The 17,825-nt window shown below is 56.4% G+C and carries 22 protein-coding genes; 15 read left to right on the top strand and 7 right to left on the bottom strand.

Annotated elements, in window-relative coordinates; genetic code table 11:
• The first annotated feature begins 41 nt into the window (after nt 1-41).
• Entirely contained in the window at nt 42-338 is a 297-nt protein-coding gene (locus AB6T85_RS18510; RefSeq protein ID WP_253455121.1) for an I78 family peptidase inhibitor, read from the top strand.
• Here AB6T85_RS18510 and AB6T85_RS18505 read toward each other — a convergent pair.
• Both AB6T85_RS18505 and AB6T85_RS18500 read right to left on the bottom strand, forming a co-directional pair.
• Nucleotides 335-841, bottom strand: coding sequence for a redoxin domain-containing protein (locus AB6T85_RS18505; protein WP_301729907.1), 507 nt, complete (start codon nt 839-841; stop codon nt 335-337). The two genes, AB6T85_RS18510 and AB6T85_RS18505, sit on opposite strands and share 4 nt — an antisense overlap.
• Before the next feature lie 369 nt (nt 842-1,210).
• Nucleotides 1,211-1,465: a biofilm development regulator YmgB/AriR family protein gene (locus AB6T85_RS18500; RefSeq protein ID WP_301252276.1), complete on the bottom strand. Its 255-nt coding sequence runs from the start codon at nt 1,463-1,465 to the stop codon at nt 1,211-1,213.
• 504 nt (nt 1,466-1,969) lie between these two features.
• Between AB6T85_RS18500 and cspE the strand changes: the two genes are divergently transcribed.
• From cspE to AB6T85_RS18480, 4 genes are all read left to right on the top strand, one after another.
• Nucleotides 1,970-2,182, top strand: a complete 213-nt coding sequence (gene cspE, locus AB6T85_RS18495; RefSeq protein ID WP_125288360.1) for a transcription antiterminator/RNA stability regulator CspE — start codon at nt 1,970-1,972, stop codon at nt 2,180-2,182.
• Nucleotides 2,183-2,593: 411 nt separating this feature from the next.
• On the top strand, nt 2,594-3,796 hold the full coding sequence (locus AB6T85_RS18490; RefSeq protein ID WP_301252277.1) for a multidrug efflux MFS transporter: 1,203 nt from the start codon (nt 2,594-2,596) through the stop codon (nt 3,794-3,796).
• A 171-nt stretch (nt 3,797-3,967) separates the two neighbouring features.
• Nucleotides 3,968-4,117, top strand: a complete 150-nt coding sequence (locus AB6T85_RS18485) for a hypothetical protein (RefSeq protein WP_301252278.1) — start codon at nt 3,968-3,970, stop codon at nt 4,115-4,117.
• A 236-nt stretch (nt 4,118-4,353) separates the two neighbouring features.
• Entirely contained in the window at nt 4,354-5,883 is a 1,530-nt protein-coding gene (locus AB6T85_RS18480; protein WP_301252279.1) for an FAD-dependent oxidoreductase, read from the top strand.
• 40 nt (nt 5,884-5,923) lie between these two features.
• Here AB6T85_RS18480 and proC read toward each other — a convergent pair whose 3' ends face one another.
• The gene (gene proC / locus AB6T85_RS18475) at nt 5,924-6,733 is read right to left on the bottom strand and encodes a pyrroline-5-carboxylate reductase (protein ID WP_369896343.1); all 810 of its coding nucleotides are present in this window, start codon (nt 6,731-6,733) and stop codon (nt 5,924-5,926) included.
• A 99-nt stretch (nt 6,734-6,832) separates the two neighbouring features.
• Here proC and AB6T85_RS18470 point away from each other — a divergent pair, with 99 nt between their 5' ends.
• The 3 genes from AB6T85_RS18470 to AB6T85_RS18460 all read left to right on the top strand — a co-directional run bounded on the left by AB6T85_RS18470 (nt 6,833) and on the right by AB6T85_RS18460 (nt 8,337).
• Nucleotides 6,833-7,351 (top strand): hypothetical protein, encoded by a 519-nt coding sequence (locus tag AB6T85_RS18470; RefSeq protein ID WP_369896342.1) that lies wholly within the window; start codon nt 6,833-6,835, stop codon nt 7,349-7,351.
• Nucleotides 7,352-7,360: 9 nt separating this feature from the next.
• The gene (locus AB6T85_RS18465; protein ID WP_253455113.1) at nt 7,361-7,804 is read left to right on the top strand and encodes a DUF421 domain-containing protein; all 444 of its coding nucleotides are present in this window, start codon (nt 7,361-7,363) and stop codon (nt 7,802-7,804) included.
• A gap of 80 nt (nt 7,805-7,884) precedes the next feature.
• On the top strand, nt 7,885-8,337 hold the full coding sequence (locus AB6T85_RS18460; protein ID WP_301252283.1) for a YaiI/YqxD family protein: 453 nt from the start codon (nt 7,885-7,887) through the stop codon (nt 8,335-8,337).
• Between the two features lie 53 nt (nt 8,338-8,390).
• On the opposite strand, the gene AB6T85_RS18455 is transcribed toward AB6T85_RS18460, so the two are convergent.
• On the bottom strand, nt 8,391-9,086 hold the full coding sequence (locus AB6T85_RS18455) for a DUF2076 domain-containing protein (protein WP_369896341.1): 696 nt from the start codon (nt 9,084-9,086) through the stop codon (nt 8,391-8,393).
• A 298-nt stretch (nt 9,087-9,384) separates the two neighbouring features.
• Here AB6T85_RS18455 and aroL point away from each other — a divergent pair, with 298 nt between their 5' ends.
• From aroL to ppnP, 4 genes are all read left to right on the top strand, one after another.
• The gene (gene aroL, locus AB6T85_RS18450) at nt 9,385-9,909 is read left to right on the top strand and encodes a shikimate kinase AroL (protein ID WP_253455110.1); all 525 of its coding nucleotides are present in this window, start codon (nt 9,385-9,387) and stop codon (nt 9,907-9,909) included.
• 129 nt (nt 9,910-10,038) lie between these two features.
• The gene (locus AB6T85_RS18445; RefSeq protein WP_125288368.1) at nt 10,039-10,230 is read left to right on the top strand and encodes a YaiA family protein; all 192 of its coding nucleotides are present in this window, start codon (nt 10,039-10,041) and stop codon (nt 10,228-10,230) included.
• 382 nt (nt 10,231-10,612) lie between these two features.
• Nucleotides 10,613-11,320, top strand: coding sequence for an AroM family protein (locus AB6T85_RS18440; RefSeq protein ID WP_369896340.1), 708 nt, complete (start codon nt 10,613-10,615; stop codon nt 11,318-11,320).
• Between the two features lie 44 nt (nt 11,321-11,364).
• A complete protein-coding gene (ppnP, locus tag AB6T85_RS18435; RefSeq protein WP_253455108.1) occupies nt 11,365-11,655 on the top strand; it encodes a pyrimidine/purine nucleoside phosphorylase in 291 nt (96 codons plus the stop codon).
• Between the two features lie 98 nt (nt 11,656-11,753).
• Here the strand turns inward: ppnP and rdgC are convergent, their stop codons facing one another.
• On the bottom strand, nt 11,754-12,665 hold the full coding sequence (gene rdgC, locus AB6T85_RS18430; protein WP_253455107.1) for a recombination-associated protein RdgC: 912 nt from the start codon (nt 12,663-12,665) through the stop codon (nt 11,754-11,756).
• 92 nt (nt 12,666-12,757) lie between these two features.
• Nucleotides 12,758-14,122 carry an ethanolamine permease gene (gene eat, locus AB6T85_RS18425; protein WP_369896339.1) on the bottom strand — a complete coding sequence of 455 codons (1,365 nt, stop codon included), beginning with the start codon at nt 14,120-14,122 and terminating at the stop codon, nt 12,758-12,760.
• Between the two features lie 218 nt (nt 14,123-14,340).
• Here eat and AB6T85_RS18420 point away from each other — a divergent pair, with 218 nt between their 5' ends.
• Both AB6T85_RS18420 and qhpR read left to right on the top strand, forming a co-directional pair.
• Entirely contained in the window at nt 14,341-15,345 is a 1,005-nt protein-coding gene (locus AB6T85_RS18420; protein ID WP_301252332.1) for a phosphotransferase enzyme family protein, read from the top strand.
• 62 nt (nt 15,346-15,407) lie between these two features.
• On the top strand, nt 15,408-16,460 hold the full coding sequence (gene qhpR, locus AB6T85_RS18415) for an AraC-like transcriptional regulator QhpR (RefSeq protein ID WP_301252289.1): 1,053 nt from the start codon (nt 15,408-15,410) through the stop codon (nt 16,458-16,460).
• 36 nt (nt 16,461-16,496) lie between these two features.
• Here qhpR and AB6T85_RS18410 read toward each other — a convergent pair whose 3' ends face one another.
• On the bottom strand, nt 16,497-16,898 hold the full coding sequence (locus AB6T85_RS18410; RefSeq protein ID WP_253455104.1) for a cell envelope integrity TolA C-terminal domain-containing protein: 402 nt from the start codon (nt 16,896-16,898) through the stop codon (nt 16,497-16,499).
• Nucleotides 16,899-17,136: 238 nt separating this feature from the next.
• On the opposite strand from AB6T85_RS18410, the gene AB6T85_RS18405 reads away from it, so the two are divergent.
• Nucleotides 17,137-17,814 (top strand): CsgG/HfaB family protein, encoded by a 678-nt coding sequence (locus AB6T85_RS18405; protein WP_253455103.1) that lies wholly within the window; start codon nt 17,137-17,139, stop codon nt 17,812-17,814.
• Nucleotides 17,815-17,825: the final 11 nt, after the last annotated feature.

Genomic DNA, 17,825 nt, shown 5'->3' with positions numbered 1-17,825 from the left:
TACCCTTGCGACGACAAAAAAGCAAGCTGAGGAGAGAAATCATGATCGGTAAGAAAACACTGGCCGCTTTTGCGGCGGCGATTCTGCTGGCGGGTTGTCAGTCGGGCGCACACAAAGGTGCGGCGTCCGGCCCGACGGATCCAGAACTGGATCGCTGCGGCGCTTCCGACTACCAGCAGTACGTTGGCAAACCGCTTTCCGCCATTGACGGGCTCCGCTTTGAGCACCCGGCTCGTGCGGTGCCGTGGAACTCAGCGGTTACCATGGATTTTAATCTTAACCGGTTGAATTTTATGGGCGACAGCCAGAATACTATCACCCGCGTCTACTGCGGCTAATACCACTTATTCACCCACCAGTGGCGCAGCCGAATGCCCGTGGCGCTGGTCCAGCCGGTGGTGCTTTGCACCACCTTGCTTTTCTTCACGATTAACAGCGTTGGCATCACGTCTGTCTGCCAGCGTGCGGCTATAGCGCCGGTGGGATCGTTAATGACCGGCAGGGTAAGATGTTTACCGTTCAGCAGACGGACGATCTGAATATCGTTGCCGGCATGGTGCACAATGGCCAGCACGTTATAGCCGCTGTTGCTCAGGTTAGTGATATCGCGGGTGGTATAACGACAAACGCTACAGTTGCCACTCCAGAAGTAAATCAGCAGCGGTTTTTTTGCGCTCAGCTCGGCGATAGTAATCGTCCGGCCATCAATAGTATGGAAAATCTGTTGGGCAAAATCTTCTGGCGGTTTCGGTGCGCGCAGCCAGTCCATCAGCCATAACACCACAGCAATCGCCAGCAATAATGAAAAAATCGTCCGCAAGCCCTGTCTGATATTAGCCATGAGCCTGTCCCACCCTGCGCGTCCGGGGCAGATGAGCGCAATACGCCGTTGTAAAGCCTGTAAGCATGTCCTTTTACCTGAGTAGGAGCAACGGATCCGACCGTTGCTGATAAAGAGAAGTCCGTTCACCTTATCATTTGAAATGTCAGTCTCTTTCACGATACGAAAGGTTATCTGATTGTCATACACCTGCAACAGGCGCGCTGTACTTTACACTATTAATAAAGGTGACATTTTGATCTCGCCACAGACAGGTATGCCCGTTTGCTTCCCGCCCCGTGCGGGTTTTTTTTGGGCGAGCATTATCACGGCGTTATCAGTAAAAAAAATAAGGCCTAAGGTAAGCGCACTGCTCCCGCTTCAGAGGCGTTACCGTTCAGGGCGTTTTTCTTCCAGTAGCTGGGTCAGCAAGTTGCGATAGCCCTGCAGTTGGGTTTCATCTATCTCGCCTTCCAGCCTGGCAATAACGGTAGCGATAATCGCTTTGCTGGTGGTTGGTCTGCCGTTACGCATCAGTTCGGTCATGATGGCCGCCAGCAGCTCGCTCTCTTTCGGCGCGTTGAAAGCAGGGCTGTTAAAATACTCGGTGATTTCCCGGCCTGCGCCGGTAGCGTGATGAACCATGGTAAACCTCCTGCAAAGCGCCATCGACAGCCCGGCAATGAGATCGGGAAAGGCTTAACGGGCTAATTTACCAAACCGAATAAATTGCCATTTAGCCTGGAAAATAACCAGGTGGAGATTTTTATTAGTCTGGATGGGCGTAGCGGAATGTCCAGCCGCCGCCGCAATATTTTTTTTTCGTTATGCCGTAGCAAAAAGCGTCGCGAGTGAAGGTTTAACTGAATGCGGCAAAAAGATGAAAATTATCTTTATAAAAATCAGCGAATTGACATTAAATTACTTTTTTTTAGTCATCAGCGCTTGTGCCGCAGCGCTGGTTATGAGTAAATGCACCGTCGGTTTTGAAACAGACACGTATGCGAGCAATTTTAGTAAAGCAGTTTTCAGTTAAAGCGTTATCTCAGATATCTCTTCTTCCTGACTTCCTTCTTGAGTGCCCCATAAGTCTACCCTGTTGACAAACCTCGTGCCTTAACGGCTTTATACTTATTGAAGGAAAGACAAATGTCTAACAAAATGACTGGTTTAGTAAAATGGTTCAACGCTGAGAAAGGTTTCGGCTTTATCTCTCCAACTGACGGCAGCAAAGACGTGTTCGTACACTTCTCTGCAATCCAGAACCAGGGTTTCAAAACTCTGGAAGAAGGTCAGAAAGTTGAATTCTCTATCGAAAACGGCCAGAAAGGCCCTGCAGCTGCTAACGTAACTGCACTGTAATTCGAGAGAAACTTCTGCTGCGACCTCGTCGGGCAGAAGAACAAAAACCCGCCTTATGGCGGGTTTTTTGCGTTTAGCGTCAGAAGAATTACCCTCTGCCGCCTGTTTTCTGTTTCTGGCTTTGCACGCCAGCCGTTATCCGCCTTCTGAAGCTATCGCTTGTCTTCAGTTGTGGCCTGCTGTTTTGGCCTGGCGCCTTTATGGTCTTCTGACCTTCTGACCACCGCTCATTGATGGCTTACCGCTTTGCTATTTATCGCCGGCGCGCGCGCTTTGCGGGCAGCGTCCCACCGTGAAAACAACCGCTTGTGAACCATGCCGATGGCCTGTAACGATGTCTGACCGTTTTGGCGTTCAGGCAGGGAGTTGTTACACTCATGGCTCGCATTCTCCTGCAGAGCATAAAAAAACATGGAATCCTGGAAGGTTAACCTTATTTCGGTCTGGTTTGGCTGCCTGTTTACCGGCCTTGCTATCAGCCAGATTATTCCTTTTCTGCCGCTCTACGTGGAGCAGCTGGGCGTCACCGATCCCAGCGCGCTGACGCTGTGGTCAGGGTTAATCTTCAGCATTACCTTTATGGTTTCAGCCATCGTCTCGCCAATGTGGGGCAGCCTTGCCGATCGTAAAGGGCGCAAGCTGATGCTGCTGCGCGCTTCGCTGGGCATGGGAATAGTCATTTTTTTACAGGCTTTTGTAACCAATGTCTGGCAGCTGCTGCTGTTACGGGCGTTGATGGGGCTGACCTCCGGCTATATTCCCAACGCCATGGCGCTGGTCGCTTCGCAGGTGCCGCGCGAGCGCAGCGGCTGGGCGTTGAGCATGGTTTCCACCGCGCAAATCTGCGGCGTGATTATGGGGCCACTGCTGGGCGGCTTTCTGGCCGACTGGGTCGGGCTACGTGCCGTATTTTTTATTACCTCCTGCCTGCTGCTGACCAGCTTTATGATTACGCTGTTTCTGATCAAGGAAACCGGGCATCGCAAAATCAGCAAAGAAGAAAAGCTCAGCGGCGCCATGGTTTTTCGTTCGCTGAGTCATCCCGGATTAATTATCAGCCTGTTTATCACCACGCTGGTTATCCAGCTTTGCAACGGCTCAATTAGTCCAATCCTTACGCTGTTTGTGCGCCAGCTGGAGCCGAACGTAGAAAATATTGCCTTTATCAGCGGCGTCGTGGCGGCCATTCCCGGCGTATCGGCGCTCTTTTCCGCGCCCCGACTGGGCAAGCTGGGCGACCGAATCGGCGCGCAGCGCATTTTATTTGCCGCGTTAATGCTGACGATAGTGCTGTTTCTCGCCATGTCGTGGGCAAGCAGCGCCTTACAACTCGGTGCGCTGCGTTTTCTGCTGGGGTTTGCCGAAGGCGCCATGATGCCGGCGGTGCAAACGCTGCTGCTGCGCTACTCCAGCGACCGCATTACCGGACGGATTTTTGGCTATAACCAGTCGTTTATGTATCTGGGTAACGTGGTCGGGCCGCTGATTGGCTCAGGCGTTTCCGCCATCGGCGGTTTCCGCTGGGTCTTTACCGCCACGGCGATCGTGGTGCTGATTAATACCGTGCAGCTGATGCTGGTCTGGCGGCGCAGAAAAGCGGCTGCGGCGGCCTGATCACGCCTCGTTTGCGGCTTTAGCCTTTTAAGGTTTTTCGCGCTTTCCCGCAAGGAAAGCGTTAAGCGTGGTTACGCCGGGTAAAAACAGGGGCTAACAGGAGTTTTCTGCATTGTCGGCTCGTGTGGCGACGCTTACTATCAGCGCCATTGTTACCATGAGGAAAGAGCAATGAGTCGTTTGATTAAAGCAGTGAGTGTGGTCGCGCTGGTAACAGCATTGAGCGGATGTCTGTTCCCGCCGCCGGGCGGCGGTGGCGGTCACGGCGGTTGGGGCGGCGGCGGCCCACGCGGCGGTTTCTCCCAGGGGCCGGGCCGCTAACGGATGACGGGCCGGCGTGGTTTACGCCGGCGCTTTTTTTACCAGTACGTTTCTCACAGCCGCTTGCCAACAGCATGGCTTGTTCGCTATCCGCCATAAAATTTAATCAGTATAAATAACAATAGTTTATCCAATCCTGCGCACGGCATGCTTCGCTTTAAGATGGCCGATCTCCCTGTTAATGCCAGGCTTATCAAGTCTGATAATACAAAAGCATAACAAGAAAGGAGCCTGTCGTGAGCTATCAAAACGCTATCGTCCTGCAGGATTTACCGCAGCTGAAACCGGTCAGGGTGCCCATTGGGGAGCAGGAGATCCTGCTGATTCGGCAAGACGATGAAATCAAGGCCTACCAGGCCAAATGCCCGCATTCCGGCGCGCCGCTGGAGCAGGGCGCTATCCGTGACGGCTATCTGGTTTGTCCCTGGCATAAGGCCAATTTCGCCATCAGCGACGGCAGTCTGTGCGAGCCGCTGGCGCTAAGCGATCTGCAACGCTATCCGGTCAGGGTCGAGAACGGCATGGTGCAGGTGGATCCCGAAGCGCTTCCCCCGCTGTATCAATTTGCAGAAGAAGAAGATGAGCCGGTGTTCGCGATCCTGGGCACCGGCGCGGCAGGCGCGGCGGCGGCCTGGACGCTGCGTCGGGAAGGCTTTAAGGGAAGGCTGGTGCTGGTCGATCGCGAACAGCAGGCACCTTACGATCGCACCGTGCTGAGCAAATTCGTGCCGTCCGGCAAGATGGCGATTGATGAGGTGCCGCCTCTGCTGGATGACGATTTCTGGCACTATGCCGAACGCAAGCACGGCGACGTGGAGCAGCTGGACAGCCGCGAGCAGCTGCTGCGCTTTGCCGATGGCTCCACTCTGCATTATGACCGGCTGCTGATTGCCACCGGCGGGATCCCGCAGCGGCCCGATTTCAGCGGCAAGGCGCTGTTCGGCGTACACGTGCTGCGCAGCCTTGAACAGGCGGCGACGCTGTTGCAGGAGGTGGATGAAAGCAGTCAGCTGGTGATCGTCGGCAACAGTTTTATCAGCATGGAGCTGGCTTCTGCGCTAAGAGCCAAAAAAGTGCAGGTGCAGGTTATCGCGCCCGATGCGCTGCCGTTTAAAAAGCAGTTCGGCGAGCAAATCGCGCGCTATTTTCGGGAGCTGCATGAAGAAAACGGCGTGGAGTTTATCGAAGGCGAAGTGGCCGCGCTGCAGGGCGAGAAAGGCCACGTCAGCGGCGTCGAGCTTAAAAACGGTCGCGTGGTGCCCGCCACTGCCGTGCTGCTGGCAACGGGCGTCGCGCCCGGCACCGGGTTTATTCACGATCTGCCGCTGAACGATGACGGCAGCCTGACGGCCAGCGAGGAGCTGGAAATCGCGACCAACGTCTGGAGCGCGGGCGATATCGCCACCTGGCCCGCCGCTTCCGGCCCCATGCGCATCGAACACTGGCGCGTGGCGCAGCAGCAGGGCCGGGTGGCGGCGAAGAACATGCTTGGTCGCGGCGAGAAGTTCGATCGCGTGCCCTTTTTCTGGACGGCGCAGTTCGGCACGCGCTACGAGTATCTGGGTCATGCCAAAGAGTGGGATGATTTTCGGCTGTTCGGCTCGCTGAAGGAAAAAACCTTTGTGGCGCTCTACGGGCAAAGAGGCCAGCTGGCCGCGGTCGCCTCCTGCGGGCTGTATACCTTTACCGCCGATCTGGTGCGTCGGATGCAGCAGCCGATGACCATGGCCGAAGGCGCGGCGCTGGCGCAAAAAGCGCTGGGCTGAATACGCATTCAGCCCCTCCGTAATGAGGGGCTGAAGTGGGTCAATCTTTACTCATCCGTTCCGACTTGTTCATGCACTGCTGCATCGCTTCCATGACCGCCGCACGGAATCCTTTCTCCTCCAGCACTTTTACCGCTTCGATGGTGGTGCCGCCTGGCGAGCAGACCATATCTTTCAGCTCGCCGGGATGCTTGCCGGTTTCCAGCACCATCTGCGCGGAGCCTTTTACCGCCTGCGCCGCAAACTGATAGGCCTGCGCTCTTGGCATCCCGCCGAGCACCGCCGCGTCGGCCATCGCCTCGATAAACATAAAAACGTAGGCCGGCGCAGAGCCGCTGACGCCGACCACGGCGTGGATTTGATATTCCGGCACCAGCGCCGCCTTGCCGAAGCCGTTAAAAATCGCCACGATTTCATCCGCTTCTTCTTTGGTCACCAGCACGTTCGGCGTCACGGAGGTCATGCCTTCATTGACCAGCGCTGGCGTATTGGGCATTACGCGCACCAGTTTGCGATCGTGCCCCAGCGCCTGCGCCAGCGAATCAAGCGTGACGCCAGCCGCGATGGAAACCACCACGGTATCTTTGTTCAGGCAGCCGGAAATTTCCTTGAGTACGCTAAGGATAACGTTGGGCTTCACCGCGCCGAATAAAATATCGGCCTGTTTCGCGACTTCTTCCGCGCTGCTGCCCGGCGTAATGCCGTACTGCTCGTGCATGGCCTGATTCGTTTCGGGCTTGCGATCGTAAACCCAGATGTCTTCCGCTTTCACCTGGCCGGCGGCAACCAGGCCGCCAATAATAGCTTTCGACATATTACCGCAGCCGATAAAACCGATTTTTTTCGTCATCCTTCTGCCTCTTTTTTGTCTTTTCATTCCGTTCAGCTTACGTCATTACCCGGCTTAATTCAGCTTCGGCTACGCTTAAGCGACAACCAGGAGCCGCAGATGAATCTAAAGAAACAAGATGAAATGGACAGCCGCCGCTATCCGGTTCAGGAGCATATGCGCCTGCAGCGGATTGAATGGCGGATACAGCGTATTGGCTATCTTTTTCTGTTTACTATCGTGATCCTGGGCGCCTGCGGGCTTTTCTCAAAAGGGATACTGAGCAACAAACGGGTGAAGTCGGCAGACGGCGCCCTGGAGGTGGAGTACGAGCGTTTCGGGCGGCTGGCGAGCGATATGTCGATGACTATCCGCATCAGGCCGCAGCAGGACGGTGACTTCAGGCTGGTGCTCAACGGCGAGGAGATGGACAACTTTCAAATTCAGTCGCTTCAGCCGCAGCCGCAGCAGGCGTTCAGCCGTGGCAATGCTCTTGAACTGCACTGGTCTTCTCCTCGCTATCGCGAAGGCGCGACGGTGTGGATTGGCCTACAGGCGCAGAACCCTGGCCGCTATCCGGTTACCGTGACGCTGGACAATAAAACCAGCGTGCAGTTTACCCAGTGGATTTATCCTTAGGAGCCAATTATGGAAACCGTTTTGCGGGCTGCCAGTATGTATTTATTGCTGCTGGTAGTGTTGAAAATCGCCGGACGCCGCACGCTGATGGAGATGACCTCGTTTGATTTGATCCTGCTGCTGATTATCAGCGAGGCGACGCAGCAGGCGCTGCTGGGCAACGATTTTTCGGTCACCGGCGCGTCGCTGACGATTATCACTCTGGTGGTGGTCGACATCCTGTTCGGCATGTTGAAGGCGCGTTTTCCCCGGCTGGATATGCTGATTGACGGCACGGCGCTAATCCTGGTGGAAAACGGCAGTCTGCTGCCGGAAAGAGCCAGAAAAGCGGGCATTTCCGAAGAGGATATCCTGAATTCTGCCCGCAGCACCGCCGGGCTGGAGCGGCTGGATCAGATCAAATTCGCTATTCTGGAGAAGAACGGCAAGATCAGTATTATCCCGCAGCGCTAAGATGCGGTGAATAACAGGTTGCCATTCCTGAAAAGCCAGGCAAGATCGCAGGCAGTGTTGTGTTGATAAAGGAAAGGGCGATGCCAGTCTGGGTAGATGCCGATGCATGTCCAAAGGTAATTAAAGAAGTGCTGTATCGTGCGGCGGAGCGCGAGCAGGTAATGGTGACGCTGGTGGCGAATCAGTCGCTGAGCGTGCCGCCCTCGCGTTTCTTACGCACGCTGCGGGTGCCGGCGGGTTTTGACGTAGCGGATAATGAAATTGTTCGAAGGGCGCAACCCGGCGATCTGGTGATCACGGCGGATATTCCGCTGGCGGCGGAAGTGATGGAAAAAGGGGCCGTGGCGCTGAATCCGCGCGGCGAACGCTACAGCGAGGCGACGATAAAAGAGCGGCTGACCATGCGCGATTTTATGGACACGATGCGGGCGAGCGGCGTGCAGACCGGCGGCCCTGCGACGCTGAACCAGCGCGACCGTCAGCAGTTCGCCAACGAGCTGGATAAATGGCTACAGGCGCAGCGCGGCAAATAGCAAAAGGCGGGGAAATCCCCGCCTTTCATTTATGCAACCAGCCTCGACCTTATTCAGACAAAGCTGTCGTCGTCGTCAAAACCGCCGTTATCGAAATCATTATCGTAGTCGCTGGCGTAATCCTGCGGCAGTCCGGCATCCTGATTCAGGAAGGGGGCGTCGGTGCCGTTGTTAAACGTATCCAGATTATTGTCGAAACTTTCCTGCGGCAGCGCCGGTTCGTTAATAATGTTTACGATCTCTTCCGGCTGCGAGTGGTGGAACATGCTGGTCAGCATATCCGCCATCACTACGCCGCCCGCCACGCCGACCGCCGTCTGTAGCGCGCCGCCTAAAAAGCCTCGGCCAGCCGAAGGCGCCGCGGGCGCAGAATAGGGCTGCTGCGCGTTATTCCACGGCTGCTGCTGCTGTGGTGCATTGCCCCAGGCAGACTGCTGCTGTGGCGCGTTGTAGGATTGCTGCTGCTGCTGGCGGCCGCCGCCAAACAGGCCGGAAAGAAAGCCGCCGCTGCTTTGCTGCGGCTGGGCCGCCAGCTTCGCCTCTAATTCGCTCACCCGATTGTTCAGCTGTTTCAGGGCCGCTTCCTGGATCAGGATCGCCTGCGCCATGTAATAAGGCGCGCCAGGCTGCTGCTGAAGCTGTTGCTGGATCAGTTTTTCTGCGGCGGCATCACGCGGGCCGGACTGGGTTTCAGCCTGTTTCAGTCGGCCAAACAGGCTTTCAATTAACTTTTGTTCTTCGCTCTGCATAAGAGATCCTCATTAACGGGCTGTCCCTTTATTTTGGGGCAGAACCGGGGAAAGTAAACGAGGTTCGGGTAAGGAAATGTTGCCGGGCTTACCGCCAGGCTAAAATGTATGTAACGGAAGGTTTACATGCTATTTTTGCTTTATATCAAAGGGATGTGCTGTTTCTGTCGTGCAATGGGTGTAAAGAAAAAGTGACTGCTGGTGACAAACAAGAATTCTCGGTATGATGCCTGCCTCTCATTATTCACTGCCGGTTGCTGCTAAGCGGCCAGTAAACAAGGCTGAGGAATTTTTCGCCATGTCCTTACCCCTCTATCTTATCGGCGCGCGCGGCTGCGGAAAAACCACGGTTGGCCAGGCATTGGCGCTGGCGCTGGGCTACGCCTTCAGCGATACGGACAAACATCTACAGCAGACCACCGGACTGACCGTCACGGAAATTGTTGCGGCTGAAGGATGGCAGGGCTTCCGGCAGCGCGAGTCGCTTTCTTTACAGGCGGTAACGGCCGATCGCACGGTTATTGCTACCGGCGGCGGCATGGTGCTGGCAGCGGAAAACCGGCAGTTTATGCGCGAGCACGGCCAGGTTATCTATCTGAAAGCCGATGCCGCCGTACTGGCCGCCAGGCTGGAAGCCTATCCGGAACAGGCGCAGCGGCCCACGTTAACGGGCCGACCTATTGCTGATGAAATGGTCGACGTGCTGGCCGCCCGCGATAAGCTTTATCATGAGGCGGCCCACTATATTATCGATGCCATGCAGCAACCTGAGGTCGTGGTTGAGGAAATTATTAGCGCGCTGGCGCTGGCTCGCGCCAGTTAAACCTACGATTTTTCCCAAGTTGCGCAGAGCGGACAGAGAATTATCAGCCTTTGTCTATACTTGAAGTACGGAAGCTGGCCGCGCGGTAAATCCCGGCCAGCTCGGTAATACTTTAAGGAGGGAAAAGATATGCCTGGCAGACCGCCCTATCCTCGTGAAGCGCATATTGTTCCGATAAAAAAAGGAACGGAAGAAAATTGTGTCACCTGGTACGAACTTCGTGCCGATCATCCTAAGCCGGATACGCTAATCAGTGAGCACCAAAGCGAGCAGGAAGCGGTCGACGCTAAAGCTCGTTATGAAGATATCGAAAAAGAGTAACGTATGACGGCATGGACGCCGTAAAACACCGGGGCACAGCAAGGCGTGGTTAAAATGTAAGCGCTACCACCTGTAATTCAGGCGAATCTTCTGCCAAAACGACCGCTGTTGTTGCGACAGCAAGCTGTCTGGCTCAAGCAAAAAATAATTTTGCGGCAGAAGACAAATTACCAACATAATTTGCTGTGTATTGATATTTGTATCATGGGATCCGGGCTTGACCGAAAGCGACTGGCGTCATATTTTCGCTGCAAGTTTATAAGCCTGACGCTTCCATCGCCTTTAACTGGACAGACCATTGACCGAGATCTTCACCACTCCGCTTTCCCATCCAAATCCGTCGTCTTTTTCCGGAACCGATATCCTGTTTTCCGGAAGTTTTATGTCCGACGTGTTTCATGAGGCAGAAAGCAATACCCACAAACTGGCTACCTTAACCTTAGGAAAGGCGCCTCGCAGAGATCTGCTGCCTCTGCTGCTGGAACACCTGCCTGAAGAGAATATCGCACACTTCGGATTGCTTGACGGCCTTTCAGCGGCCGACATCGAACAGCGTTATGGGCCGGTAGCGGGCGAAAAGGTGACGATGACGCACATGGAGGATGGCTCTTTCGTCATTCTCTCTGCCGCGAAGGTCGAGGCATCCCTGCAAAAGTTGATCAACAAGCTGGAAGCGGAAGGATTTGAAAATATTCTGGTTCTTTGCGCAGGCGAGTACAAAAACCTTAAGACCAGCAGCGCTGTTCTGCTGGATGCGTACCGTATGCTGCCGCCGTTGGTTAACGCCATTACCGACGGCCATCAGGTCGGCGTCATGGTGGCGCGAAAAGAATATCTGGGCGAGCAGGGCTATAAGTGGCAAAGTCTGTCTTCAAGACCTCGCTTTGCCGTAGCCAATCCCTGGGTAAAGCACGACGACGAGCTGATTGACGCCGCGCTACAGCTTCAGGAGCAGGGCGCCGATGTTGTGGTGCTGGACTGCCTGGGCTATCAGCAGCGTCATCGTGATTTCTTACAAAAACTGCTGGGTATCCCTGTACTGCTCTCCAACGTGCTGCTGGCCGGACTGGCCGCAGAGCTGGTAGCGTAACGATTACGGGCCGCCCGTTTTCATCTCTGATAAAGGATAGTGCCATGCTCAACGTCAGCGAGTACTTCGAAGGAAAAGTGAAATCGATCGGGTTTGACAGCGCCAGCACAGGGCGCGCCAGCGTCGGCGTGATGGCGGAAGGGGAGTATACTTTTAGCACCGGCGATCCGGAAGAGATGACCGTGGTCAGCGGCTCGTTTAAAGTGCTGCTGCCGGGCGAAACCGAATGGCGTCACTACGATCCGGGCCAGGTTTTCAACGTGCCGGGCCACAGCGAGTTTCACCTGCAGGTAGCCGAACCTTCTTCCTACCTTTGCCGTTACCTGAAAGCGTGATGCAGAGAGGCCGGTTATCCGGCCTTCGTGTTTCCTGGCTTTGTCGTTACCTGAAAGCGTGATGCAGAGAGGCCGGGCATCCGGCCTCCGTGCTTTGCTTAACGCTGCGCTTCGCCGCCCAGCGCTTCGATAGTATTGGCTATCAGTGCAGACAGCTCGCCGGTCATCAGGATAAAGTCGGCATCAAAGCGTGCCGCCACGTCTTCCCTGTCGATGTCGTCATTCTGCTCACGCAGCGTATCGGCGAACTTCAGGCGTTTCAACGATCCGTCGTCCGACAGCACCAGCTGCACGCGTTCCTGCCAGTCCAGCGCCAGCTTCGTTACCAGCTTGCCCGCTTCGATATGATTAGCGATTTCATCGCACACCAGATCCTGCTTTTTACAGCGGATCACGCCGCCGTCTTCCAGCAGCGCTTTCAGCTCCGCTTCATCCATCAGCGCAAAGCCCGCCGGCGTATCGCCGGAGCGAACCCATTCGGTCAGCGTCAGCTCAATCGGGCTTTCCAGCGTTAGCGGTACCACCGGCAGCGACCCCAGGCTTTTACGCAGCAGGGCCAGCGTATCTTCCGCTTTTTTGGCGCTGGCGCAGTCGACCATAATCATGTTGTTAACGGTGTCGATCCAGACAAAGGTCTGGCTGAAGCGGCTGAAGGCGCGCGGCAGCAGGCTGTGCAGCACTTCATCCTTTAACGAATCCTTTTCCGTTTTCTTCAGCTTGCGCTGCTGCTCCGCTTCCAGCTTGCTGATTTTCGCTTCCAGCGCCTGTTTGATCACCGGCGACGGCAGGATTTTCTCCTCTTTGCGGGCGCAGATCAGGATCTGTCCGTTATTGACGTGGGTCAGCGCATCGCTTTTGGATCCCATCGGCGCAACCCAGCCGGTTTTCGCCATGTCCTGACTGCCGCAGGGAGTGAAAGAGAATGCCTCAAGTTGTTTTTCCATTTCGTCTGCCGCCAGCGGGATCTCGCGATTCAGACGATATACCATCAAATTTTTAAACCACAGCATTGTACTTTCCCTCTCCGGCGCGTCATGCGCGCTCATTCAAAGTCAGCGCGCATGATAGCGAATCGGCGACGGGGTTTCATTGCCTTTTGTCGTTATTCTCCGACCAGCATCGCATCGCGCGGCGCGCTGGCGCGCTGGGCTTTGGTCAGCAGGAAATAGCCGTAGCCAGCGGACATTAACAGCGCAAACAGCCCGCCAATAACCGGGTTAAACCACAGCATCGCCACCAGGCAGACCAGCGCCAGCAGCAGCGCGATGCCGGGCACAACAGGGTAGCCCGGCGCGCGGAAACTGCGTTCCAGATCCGGCGCGCTACGCCGCAGGCGGAACAGGCTTAACATACTCATCAGGTACATTACGATGGCACCAAACACCGCCATGGTGATCATCGCCGCCGTCAGCGTCATGCCCTGAAGATTGATCCAGCCGTCGCTAAAAATGGCGGCGATACCAATCACGCCGCCGGCGATAATAGCGCGGTGCGGCGTCTGAAAACGGGAAAGCTTCGCCAGCCCGGCGGGCAGGTAGCCCGCGCGAGAAAGCGCGAAGAACTGGCGCGAATAGCCGAGAATAATGCCGTGGAAGCTGGCGACCAGGCCAAAAAGACCGATCCAGACCAGCATATGCATCCAGTTAGAGTGCTCGCCGACAATCATTTTCATGGCCTGCGGCAGCGGATCGTTGATGTCCGAAAGCCTGCGCCAGTCGCCCGCGCCGCCCGCCAGCAGCATCACGCCAATCGCCAGCAGCACCAGCGTCAGGATCCCGGCGATATAGGCCTTAGGGATGGTGCGTTTGGGATCGCGGGCCTCTTCGGCCGCCATCGCCGCGCCTTCAATGGCCAGAAAAAACCAGATGGCAAAAGGGATAGCGGCAAAAATGCCGGAGACGGCGGGCAGGCCGAAGCTTTCGCTGCCCGCCCAGCCGTGCGCGGTAAAATTGCTCAGGCTGAAGCCCGGTGCGACCACGCCCATAAAGACCAGCAGCTCGATCACCGCCAGCACCGTCACCACCAGTTCAAACATGGCCGCCAGCCTGACGCCCAGGATATTCAGCGTCATAAAAATCAGGTAAGCGCCGACCGCGGCATATTTAGGATTCAATCCCGGATACTGCACGTTAAGGTAAGCGCCGATCGCCATGGCAATGGCCGGGGGAGCGAAGACAAACTCAATCAGCGTCGCCATTCCGGCGATCAGCCCGCCGGTTTCGCCAAAGGCGCGGCGGCTGTAGGCGAAAGGGCCGCCCGCGTGCGGAAGCGCCGTGGTCAGTTCGGTAAAGCTGAAGATAAAGCAGGTGTACATAAGGGCAATCAGGGCGGTCGTCACCAGAAAACCCATGGTGCCCGCCACGCCCCAGCCGTAGCTCCAGCCGAAATATTCGCCGGAAATGACCAGGCCTACCGCAATGCCCCACAAATGTATCGTGCCCAGAGTAGGCTTTAGCTTGCTTGTCATATCGCTGTTCCCGCCAGTAAGTGTTGATTGATAATGCAGCCGTCGTCCCGGGGAAACTTGACGCGGGCATAAGGATTTTTGCGCTCTGCTGTCAACTCACAAGCAAAAAAAGTGCCCGCTGTACGCTAAAGTCAAAAGAGGGTTACCTGCGGTCAAGCGATTGAGGAAGCGTCACGCCATGCTGGTTCAGGCCGTATCAACTTCTTTCAGGAGCCACACTGATGACCAGCCAATATGACGACCTGACCAATGCCGCGCTGCTGGCGCTTGCCCACCGCGCTCTGAGCCGCTATCCGGCCGCTTTACAGGGCAAACTCAGCCTGCTTTGCCGCTCGGAGAACGCTACCTTTCTGCTGGAGGCCGCCGGAAAACGCTATGCGCTGCGCCTGCATCGCGGCAATTATCATCAGCGCGCCGATATCCTCAGCGAGCTGCGCTGGCTGGATGCGCTGCGCGAAACGGGTATCGTGGTGCCGCAGGCGCTTGCCGATCGGGAAGGGCAGACCGTTCAGGATTTGCGGCTGGCGGACGGCAGCCTGCGCCACGCGGTGCTGTTCGACTGGATCGAAGGCGAGATGCCGGACACCGACGTCGATCCCCGCGCGTTCCAGGATCTTGGTCAAATCACCGCGCGGCTGCATCAGCACAGCAAAAGCTGGCAAAAACCGGCGGGTTTCCAGCGCATCATCTGGGATCATCAGACCATGGTCAGCCCGCAAAGTCACTGGGGCGACTGGCGAGACGCACCGGGCTTGCGGCGTGACGATCGCGGCGTGGTGGAGCAGGCCATTACCCGCGCTGGCGAAGAGCTGGCCCGATTCGGCAAAGATCCTTCCCGCTACGGCCTGATCCATGCCGATCTGCGCCTGACCAATTTGCTGCGGCATAAAGGCGAAACGCGGGTGATTGACTTCGACGACTGCGGCATGGGCTGGTATCTGCACGATCTTGCGGCAGCCATCAGCTTTGTGGAGCACCATCCTCGTGCAGCGCAATGGGTGGACAACTGGATCAAAGGCTATGAGCAGGTGGCGCATATCAGCGATGCGGAGCTGGCGCTGGTGCCGACGCTGCTTATCCAGCGCCGTATACAGCTGCTGGCCTGGGTCGGCTCGCACGCGCAGACCGCGATGGCGCTGAGCCTGGGGCCGCTGTGGGCCGATCATTCGGTGCGCCTCTGCCATCGCTACCTGGAAACCAGCGAGCTACCGGTGGGCGCTTAGCCGCCAGCTGGTATAGAAATTGCTGAGTAAGCAGAGTGTTTTCTGCAGCGAGGCGATAAATAATGGAAAGCGGAGCGATCAAACGGCCTGAGATGGCAGCGGTGCTGAATGCTGGCTGTAACCATGGCGTGCTGGCCGCCGCTGCCAGCGGCCTCGGTGAATTTATCACGGAAAAAGGCGGCGACGTCGACCGCATTTTCGGCGTCAGCGGCATCGATCCGGAGCAGCTCGCCAGCCCGACGCTGAGCCTGGGGCTGGTTAACTACTGCCGGGTAATGGAGGAAGCGGCGCGCTGCTCAGGGTTTGATAACTTCGGTTTGCACTACGGCAGGCAGTTTAAACCGCAGTCATTAGGCCTGATTGGCTATGTCGGGCTTTGCTCCGCCACGCTGGAGCAGGCGCTGCACAACGTCGTCAACGCTTTTCCGTGGCATCAGCACGATACCCTGACGCGGCTGACCGACAAAGGCGACTGCTGGCGACTGGACTACCAGGTACGCCACGGCGCGATTTTATGCCGCAGGCAGGACGCCGAGCTGACGATGGGCATGTTTATGAACCTGATCCGTCACGTTGCCGGCAGGCACTGGGCGCCAAGAGAAGTGCACTTTGAACATCCCCGCCCCGAGCAGTGGCATGAGCACTGCAAAGTCTTTGACGCACCGGTTTGGTTTGAACAGCCCTGTAATGCGATGATCATCCCTAAAAAAGATCTGGCGCGCGCGATGCCGGAAAGCGATCCGATGCTGCTGCTGGTGATGCAGGACGCGATCCGGCGTCTGAACAGCGCGACGCCGCGCCAGAGCGTGGTCGATCGGGCGCGTTCGCAGGTGCGTCTGATGCTGATGCAGGGCGAGCCGGCGCTGCCCGAGGTGGCAGAAAAAATGGGCATGTCGAGCTGGTCGCTCCAGCGCCGCCTGCGCGAAGAGAACCTGAGCTTTACCGCGCTGGTGGATAAGGTGCGCTGCGAGCTGGCGACCTCGTATTTACAGCAGCGGCAGCTGCCGGTATCCGAAATGGCGCTGCTGCTGGGTTATTCAGAAGTCAGCGCCTTTTCGCGCGCTTTTCGGCGCTGGTTTGGCGTCAGCCCGCGCCAGTGGCGGCAGGCCAGCTAGTCCGGCTTAAGCTCGATAGCCATTGAAGCCGGCCAGCTAGTCAGGCTTCAGCTCGATAACCATTGAGGTCGGCAGCGAAGGCGGCGGCGGCGGCAGGTTTTCCGCGCTGCCGATCACGCCCCATGCTTTCAGGCAGAGCTGTTCATCGCCCCGGGTGCTCTGTACGCCGTAGCGGCCGTTCTGGCGCCAGGTGACGGTGACGGTACAGGTGCGTCCATGATAGCGATGCGCATTGTAAAAATTGCGCTGAATGCCGTACTGCATCTCAGCAAAATAGCGACAGTTATTCTCCGTGCGGCCGCTACAGACTTTATCCGCCCATGCCTGCATCTCCTGCGGCGTGGCCGGTACAGGACGCGGCTCTTCTGGCGGAGAGTGGCAGGCCGTCAGCAGCAGCGCCAGCAGCGTCAGTCCGCTTTTAATCATTCCCGATGGCATTTTTTTCCCATGATTACTAAAGGTTTTCTGATGTAAGCCGATAGTTTAGCCTGTTAGCCTCAGGCTGACAGGTTATTCCGGCGATCCTGGGCCATTTACAGATTATTTCCCTGTCATGGCCAGGCAGTAAAATACCGCTTGTTCGTCAAACGCTATTATTTCCTGTGTTTTTCTGCATCATTATTGTATTCTGCGCGCGGACGCTGGATGTATTTTTTTATTCATGGAAAAGAAAAGAATGAAATATCGTTATAACCTTGTAGCTTTTTCTTTATTAAGCTGCGCGCTGCTTAGCGGCTGCGCCACCGAATCCTCCCGAGCTATTGAAGCGCCGCAGGTAGCTGCCGCCAGCCAGCCGGTATATCAGGGCGCAAAAAGCCCGATAGCCATTGGCAAATTCGATAACCGCTCTTCTTATATGAACGGTATTTTCTCTGACGGCGTGGATCGCCTGGGCAATCAGTCTAAAACCATTCTTATTACTCATCTGCAACAAACCGGTCGTTTTAACGTGCTGGATCGTGCCAACCTTGATGAGCTGAAAAACGAAGCGGGCTATAAGCACAGTACTCAAACGATTAAAGGCGCGGATTACGTTATCACCGGCGATATTACCGAATTCGGTCGTAAAGAAGTCGGCGATCAGCAGCTGTGGGGCATCCTGGGCCGCGGCAAAACGCAGGTAGCCTATGCAAAGGTCAACCTGAACGTTGTCGACGTAGCGACCTCAGAAGTGGTCTACTCCGTGCAGGGCGCGGGCGAATACGCACTCTCCAACCGCGAAGTCATCGGCTTTGGCGGCACCGCCAGCTACGACTCCACGCTTAATGGCAAGGTCATGGACCTGGCGGTACGCGAAGCGGTAAATCATCTGGTCAGCGGTCTGGAATCAGGCGCGTGGCGTCCGGTTAAATAAAGGAGAAAAAA

The sequence above is a fragment of the Erwinia aeris genome (assembly GCF_041224955.1).
Lineage (GTDB): Bacteria > Pseudomonadota > Gammaproteobacteria > Enterobacterales > Enterobacteriaceae > Erwinia > Erwinia aeris.
The sequence above is the reverse complement of the archived record's forward strand: the minus strand, read 5'-3'. Positions and strand labels throughout refer to the sequence as shown.